Here is a 7,063-nt window from a genome sequence, read left to right as displayed (position 1 = left end):
TGTGTGAACACTTACGAGCACTTCGTAAGGAGGTGATCCAACCGCAGGTTCCCCTACGGTTACCTTGTTACGACTTCACCCCAGTCATGAACCACACCGTGGTAAACGCCCTCCCGAAGGTTAAGCTATCTACTTCTGGTGCAACCCACTCCCATGGTGTGACGGGCGGTGTGTACAAGGCCCGGGAACGTATTCACCGTGACATTCTGATTCACGATTACTAGCGATTCCGACTTCATGGAGTCGAGTTGCAGACTCCAATCCGGACTTAGACGTACTTTGTGAGGTCCGCTTACTCTCGCGAGGTCGCCTCCCTTTGTATACGCCATTGTAGCACGTGTGTAGCCCTGGTCGTAAGGGCCATGATGACTTGACGTCGTCCCCACCTTCCTCCGCTTTATCAACGGCAGTCTCCTTTGAGTTCCCGACCTAATCGATGGCAACAAAGGATAAGGGTTGCGCTCGTTGCGGGACTTAACCCAACATTTCACAACACGAGCTGACGACAGCCATGCAGCACCTGTCTCACAGTTCCCGAAGGCACTCTCGTATCTCTACAAGATTCTGTGGATGTCAAGACCAGGTAAGGTTCTTCGCGTTGCATCGAATTAAACCACATGCTCCACCGCTTGTGCGGGCCCCCGTCAATTCATTTGAGTTTTAACCTTGCGGCCGTACTCCCCAGGCGGTCGATTTATCGCGTTAGCTTCGGAGCCCATCACTCTAGGCAACAAACTCCAAATCGACATCGTTTACAGCGTGGACTACCAGGGTATCTAATCCTGTTTGCTCCCCACGCTTTCGCATCTCAGCGTCAGTATCTGTCCAGAAGGCCGCCTTCGCCACCGGTATTCCTCCACATCTCTACGCATTTCACCGCTACACGTGGAATTCTACCTTCCTCTACAATACTCTAGTTAACCAGTTTTAAGTGCAATTCCTAGGTTGAGCCCAGGGCTTTCACACCTAACTTAATTATCCGCCTACATGCCCTTTACGCCCAGTCATTCCGATTAACGCTCGCACCCTCCGTATTACCGCGGCTGCTGGCACGGAGTTAGCCGGTGCTTCTTCTGTGATTAACGTCAATTAATAAACCTATTAGATTCATCACCTTCCTCATCACCGAAAGTACTTTACAACCCGAAGGCCTTCTTCATACACGCGGCATGGCTGCATCAGGGTTCCCCCCATTGTGCAATATTCCCCACTGCTGCCTCCCGTAGGAGTCTGGACCGTGTCTCAGTTCCAGTGTGGCTGGTCATCCTCTCAGACCAGCTAGAGATCGTCGCCTTGGTGAGCCTTTACCCCACCAACTAGCTAATCCCATATGGGTTCATCAAATGGCGCATGGCCCGTAGGTCCCATGCTTTGGTCTCTCAACTTTATGCGGTATTAGCAGTCGTTTCCAACTGTTGTCCCCCTCCATTCGGCAGATCCCCATACCTTACTCACCCGTCCGCCACTCGTCATCAAGTGCAAGCACTCATGTTACCGTTCGACTTGCATGTGTTAAGCCTGCCGCCAGCGTTCAATCTGAGCCATGATCAAACTCTTCAATTTAAAGTTTGATGCTCAATAACTGTCTCTGACATATTCAAATGAATCTTCAGTGTCACTTATCAAGACTTAATTTTTTAGTCCGTAGACTTTAATCTTTCGTCTCGCAAGTGCCCACACAGATTGTCTGTTTCTTATTTTTAAAGAGCTGACAGCTTATGTTCCTTATCAACCTTTTGTTGATTTAGCTCACTGTCTCAAGGGTTGCGTATACTACGCTAACCTTTTTTATTCGTCAAGATCTTTTTTAAAATTTTTGATCTCACTTAATCACCAACTCTTCGTCTGCTTGTCGCTGACTGCGTGTCAGTGGATGCGCATTATAGGGGTTTAAAAAAATTATACAAGAGATCATTACGCATTTTTTCTTGTTTGCATTTTTTTTGCTCAAGACGAGCTAAAAACAAACTAAACTGAGTTGTTGTAAAACCAAATTCTAATATTTAATATCTTTGGTAGGTTGATTATATTTCTTATAACAAACAAAATAATTTTAAATTAAACACTCTTTATTAAGTTAGAATAAAAAGTGCCTTTTACATTTGCTCATCCAGCTATCATATTACCTTTATATAAGAACCCCCCATCTATTTTCTATGACGGCTTTGATTATTGATAGTATGGCGCTTGATTTTGAATACTTCTTAAGAATGGAGGTAAAAAGTGCTTTAAGTCATAGTCTAGCTGGTATTTTTCTATTTGATTTACCAATGACTTTAGTTATTTCTTATATTTTTCATTTTATCATTCGATAATGTTTTAATTAAAGATTTACCTAATTTCTTTTATAAGCGATTTGCTAATTATTTAACTTTCAACTGGAATAAATATTGTTGTCAGCATTGGTTAAGTGTTTTAACATCGGCAATTATTGGCATAATTTCTCATATTGGGTGGAACTCTTTTACTCATCCGTCAGGTTGTTCTGTTCAACTTTTTAGTTTATTACAACATACTGTTAATATAGGGAAAATGAAAATTCCAATTTATAAATTATTACAACATGGTAGTTCATTAATTGGTATGAGTTTTGTGGGACTATTTATTATTTACCGATTGTAACATCTAAACAGAATAAAATTGGTTTTTCATACTGGAGCTTAGTAACACTTATTACTTTGCTTATTTTTATATTTGGCAACTATTTTTTCTACAAATCAGCTAGGTATAACTGTTGTTACTTTTATTAGTGCCTGTTTTATTGGATTAACCATTATTCCACTGATACTTAAAAGTATAACTTTAATACAGCGTTTAATATAAACACTGTATTAGTTAAAACAACAATCAAGATTGGTTTTTTATTTTTTTTGGTAGATCAGCCAAACTATCAATAACCCAATCAGCTTGTTCTAATGCTTCTTCAGTTATAGTATCGCCCGTTTTTACTAGCACAGTTTTTTTAACGCCAGCTTTTTTACCCGACAATAAGTCAGACACTCTATCTCCAACCATATAAGAATTAGCAATATCAATTTTTAGTTCTTTAGCTGCTGTTTGAATCATCCCTGGATTTGGCTTACGACATTCACAAGTATCCACTAACGGGTCGTGAGGGCAATAATAGACACCATCTAAATCAACACCACGATCTTGTAAAGACCAATCCATCCATTCAGTCAAAGTATGAAATTGTTCTTCAGTAAATATATTTCTAGCAATCCCCGATTGATTGGTTGTAATGACTAATAAAAAACCCATTTTCTTGAGCTCTTGCATTGCCTCAATAACACCGTTAATAAAGTGGAACTTATCAATTGTATGTACATAATTATAATCTATATTAATAGTACCATCTCGATCTAAAAAAATTGCTGGCTTCATATTTACTTTTTTTCCTTTTAATTTTAGATATTACTCTAATTCATATAGCATATTATTGATTGACTTAGATGTCTAGACGTCTTAATATTCATTCATTCATCTTTTGTTTTTATATATTATGATACAACTACAACATATTTCGAAAACATTTGAGCATAATAAAACCCCCATTTATGCTTTAAAAGACATTAATATCCATGTTCCCCAAGGGAAAATTTACGGTGTTATTGGCAAATCAGGGGCTGGGAAAAGCACACTTATTCGCTGCATTAACCTACTAGAAAAGCCGACTAGTGGGAAGATCTTCTTTGATAATCAAGAGATCACTAATCTATCTAATAGAAAATTAATTGAAATACGTCGAAAAATTAGTATGATTTTTCAACATTTCAATCTACTTTCTTCACGTACTGTATTTGATAATATCGCTTTCCCTCTTGAACTAAATAAAACGCCTAAAATAGCAATTAACCAGAAAGTAAATGAGCTTATGGAATTAGTTGGATTGACAGAAAAAGCGAATGTTTATCCAACTAATTTATCTGGTGGACAAAAACAACGTGTTGCTATTGCGAGAGCTTTGGCAAGTGACCCCAAAGTATTGTTATGTGATGAAGCTACCAGTGCGCTTGATCCTGAAACAACACGTTCAATTTTGTCATTACTAAAAGATATTAACCAAAAATTAGGACTAACAATTTTATTAATTACTCATGAAATGGATGTAGTAAAACAGATTTGTGACCAAGTAGCTGTTATAAGCGATGGCAAACTAGTTGAACAGTCATCAGTTGGCGAAATGTTTTCTCATGCTAAAACAGATATTGCTCGACAATTTATTCAATCAACCTTACATCTTAATATTCCAGATGATTATTTAATAAGGCTATCATCTGAACACAAAGAAGGACTCAATCCGTTATTACGTTTAGAATTTACAGGAGTCTCCGTTGATTTACCATTATTATCACAAATTGCTAAAGAATTCGAAATTGATAGCAACATTATCAGTGCACAAATGGATTATGCCGGAGGAGTCAAATTTGGCTTAATGTTAGCGGAAATGAAAGGGAAACAAAAAAGTATGGCATCAGCAATTCAATTCTTAGAAAAAAATAATACTAAAGTAGAGGTGCTCGGCTATGTTTGATTTTATTCCTTCATTTAAACCTTTTGAATCATTATTTCGATACTTAACTCAATATAATTTTTGGGCTGACTTTGTTGCTTTTTGTTCATCATTTAATGGCTTTAATGAAGCAATGCTTTTCAAAATGGCACAAGCAACAGATGAAACTCTATTTATGGTCATCTTATCAGGTTTTTGGGGAACGATAATTGGATTACCCATTGGCATATTACTTTATACAACTCGTAAAGGACAAATATTGGATTGTTATGCCGCTAATAGTATTATTTCATTTATTACAAATGTATTCCGTTCAATTCCTTTTATCATATTAATTGTATGGATTATTCCTTTTACCACAATTTTAATGGGTACATTTATAGGCAAACAAGCTGCAGTGGTGCCATTAAGTATTGGAGTATCGCCATTAATTGCTCGTATGATAGAAAATGCATTATTAGATGTCCCCAAAGGATTAATAGAGGCGGCTCGCTCAATGGGTGCAACACCACTGCAAATTATATATAAAGTTTTATTGCCTGAGTCATTACCTATAATTGTCAATAGTATGACGATTACCTTAATTACTTTGACAGGATACATTGCAATGGCTGGAGCTGTTGGCGCAGGAGGCCTTGGACAACTTGCTATTCAATATGGTTACAACGGCTACAAGCCTGCTATAATGAATACTGTTTTAGTTATATTAATTATTATTGTCTTTATTATTCAATTTATTGGCAATATGATTGTTAAACGCGTCACACATCATTAATTTTGGAGAAATATATGTCTATTAAAAAGCTAGCACTTATTACCACATTGGTAAGTGCATTTTTTTTAACTGGCTGTGATAATAATAAACAAACAGCCACAACAGATAACAAACCAACAGAACCAACTAAAGTAAATATTCTAAAAGTCGGAGTAATTTCAGGCCCTGAACAAGAAGTTGCTGAAGTAGTTAAACAACAAGCAAAAGATCTTTATAATCTAGATGTTGAACTAGTTATTTTTAACGATTACGTAACCCCAAATCAAGCATTAAATGATGGTCTAATTGATGTAAATGCTTTCCAACATAAACCTTATTTAGATGAACAAATGAAAGAACGTGGCTATAAATTAGCTGTAGTAGGTAATTCATTTGTTTATCCTATTGCAAGCTATTCTCATAAACTAAAACCAATTGATGAATCAATAGAAACAGGCGAAGGTGTAAAAGTCACTTCACCACGCGGTGAAGCATTTTTCATTCCAGCTAACTCAACGATTGCTATTCCTAATGACCCTACAAACTTAGGACGAGCATTACTATTATTACAACATGAAGGGATGATTACTGTTGATAAATCTAAAGGTTTACTACCAACTGTACTTGATATTACCAGTAACCCTTATAACTACAATATTTTAGAACTCGAAGCCCCAATGTTACCTCGTTCATTGGATGATGCCCAAGTTGATCTTGCAATCATCAATAACGCATTTGCAGGACAAGCAAACTTAACACCAAGTAAAGATGGTATTTTTGTTGAAGATAAAGAATCACCATATGTTAACATTATTGTTTCGCGTGAAGTGGATAAAGATAATGAAAATGTGAAAAATTTTGTTAAAGCATACCAAACCGAAGCTGTTGCACAAAAAGCTGACCAAATTTTTAATGGTGGAGCTATTCGCGGTTGGTAACAATTTATAAATAAATATTAGACTAATATTAAATCCGCCGATCTTTGTATCGATCGGCGGAAATAGAGATAATAATAAAATGACTTAACAAAACTGCTACTCATAAATAAAATTATCGACCAATAATGACATATCAAATTGAACCAATCGGCATTATCCGCTCACCGTATAGTGAAAAATTTGCTGTACCAAGACAACCCAATCTAGTTAGTGCAGGACAAGGGGAACTTTATTTATTAGCACCTTATAATGACCCTATCAGTGTAAAAGGATTAGAACAATTTTCACATTTATGGTTATTATTCCTATTTCACCATGTTGCTCCTGAAAAATGGAGATTAACCGTTCGCCCTCCTCGTTTAGGTGGTAATAAAACAATAGGGGTGTTTGCTACACGATCGCCGTTTAGACCTAATCATATTGGGCTTTCAGCAGTAGAGTTAAAAGATATCATCATAGAAAATAAGCAAGTAGTCTTAAAATTAGGAAGTCTTGACTTAGTCGATGGTACACCAATTATTGATATCAAGCCTTATCTCCCTTATTCCGATAGTCACTCAGAAGCACTTGCAGGATACGCACAATCTACTCCTGAAAAAAAAATAACAGTAGAGTTCTCACAAAAAGCACGATTATCTTTGGATTTACAAAAACAAAGTTATCCTCAACTCGCCGAATTAATTACACAAGTAATATCCCAAGATCCAAGACCAGCCTATAAACAAAAAAACATTAATGAACAAGCATACGGATTTACACTTTACCATTTTAATATTAAATGGAGAATCGTAAATCAACACGCCATTGTTGAAGATATTTATGTAGGAAGCCTGGATTCAAACATGAAGTGCAATTTTA

General features: G+C 36.7%; 7 protein-coding genes and 1 rRNA gene. 6 read left to right on the top strand and 2 right to left on the bottom strand.

Annotated features, from left to right (window positions below; translation table 11 throughout):
- Positions 1-25: 25 nt before the first annotated feature.
- Positions 26-1,563: ribosomal RNA gene (locus tag A9G37_RS09025) — 16S ribosomal RNA — on the bottom strand.
- Between the two features lie 539 nt (positions 1,564-2,102).
- On the opposite strand from A9G37_RS09025, the gene A9G37_RS12275 reads away from it, so the two are divergent.
- Both A9G37_RS12275 and A9G37_RS13640 read left to right on the top strand, forming a co-directional pair.
- Positions 2,103-2,315: a DUF4184 family protein gene (locus tag A9G37_RS12275; RefSeq protein WP_255306891.1), complete on the top strand. Its 213-nt coding sequence runs from the start codon at positions 2,103-2,105 to the stop codon at positions 2,313-2,315.
- On the top strand, positions 2,290-2,622 hold the full coding sequence (locus tag A9G37_RS13640) for a DUF4184 family protein (protein ID WP_080702309.1): 333 nt from the start codon (positions 2,290-2,292) through the stop codon (positions 2,620-2,622). The genes A9G37_RS12275 and A9G37_RS13640 overlap by 26 nt, the downstream gene beginning before the upstream one ends.
- 225 nt (positions 2,623-2,847) lie before the next feature.
- Here the strand turns inward: A9G37_RS13640 and gmhB are convergent, their stop codons facing one another.
- Entirely contained in the window at positions 2,848-3,384 is a 537-nt protein-coding gene (gmhB, locus tag A9G37_RS09020) for a D-glycero-beta-D-manno-heptose 1,7-bisphosphate 7-phosphatase (RefSeq protein ID WP_034910762.1), read from the bottom strand.
- A 118-nt stretch (positions 3,385-3,502) separates the two neighbouring features.
- Here gmhB and metN point away from each other — a divergent pair, with 118 nt between their 5' ends.
- The 4 genes from metN to tsaA form a co-directional block, all read left to right on the top strand.
- Positions 3,503-4,534 (top strand): methionine ABC transporter ATP-binding protein MetN, encoded by a 1,032-nt coding sequence (gene metN / locus A9G37_RS09015; RefSeq protein WP_034910764.1) that lies wholly within the window; start codon positions 3,503-3,505, stop codon positions 4,532-4,534.
- A gap of 112 nt (positions 4,535-4,646) precedes the next feature.
- Positions 4,647-5,288 carry a methionine ABC transporter permease gene (locus A9G37_RS09010; RefSeq protein WP_034910876.1) on the top strand — a complete coding sequence of 214 codons (642 nt, stop codon included), beginning with the start codon at positions 4,647-4,649 and terminating at the stop codon, positions 5,286-5,288.
- 14 nt (positions 5,289-5,302) lie between these two features.
- On the top strand, positions 5,303-6,205 hold the full coding sequence (locus A9G37_RS09005) for a MetQ/NlpA family lipoprotein (protein ID WP_034910765.1): 903 nt from the start codon (positions 5,303-5,305) through the stop codon (positions 6,203-6,205).
- Positions 6,206-6,327: 122 nt separating this feature from the next.
- On the top strand, positions 6,328-7,063 hold a 736-nt coding region (gene tsaA / locus A9G37_RS09000), incomplete at its 3' end, for a tRNA (N6-threonylcarbamoyladenosine(37)-N6)-methyltransferase TrmO (protein ID WP_442903149.1).

It is taken from the genome of Gilliamella sp. GillExp13, from assembly GCF_001690815.1.
GTDB classification, from domain to species: domain Bacteria; phylum Pseudomonadota; class Gammaproteobacteria; order Enterobacterales; family Orbaceae; genus Gilliamella; species Gilliamella bombi.
Note: the sequence above shows the minus strand (reverse complement) of the source record. Positions and strands in the feature narration are given on the sequence as shown.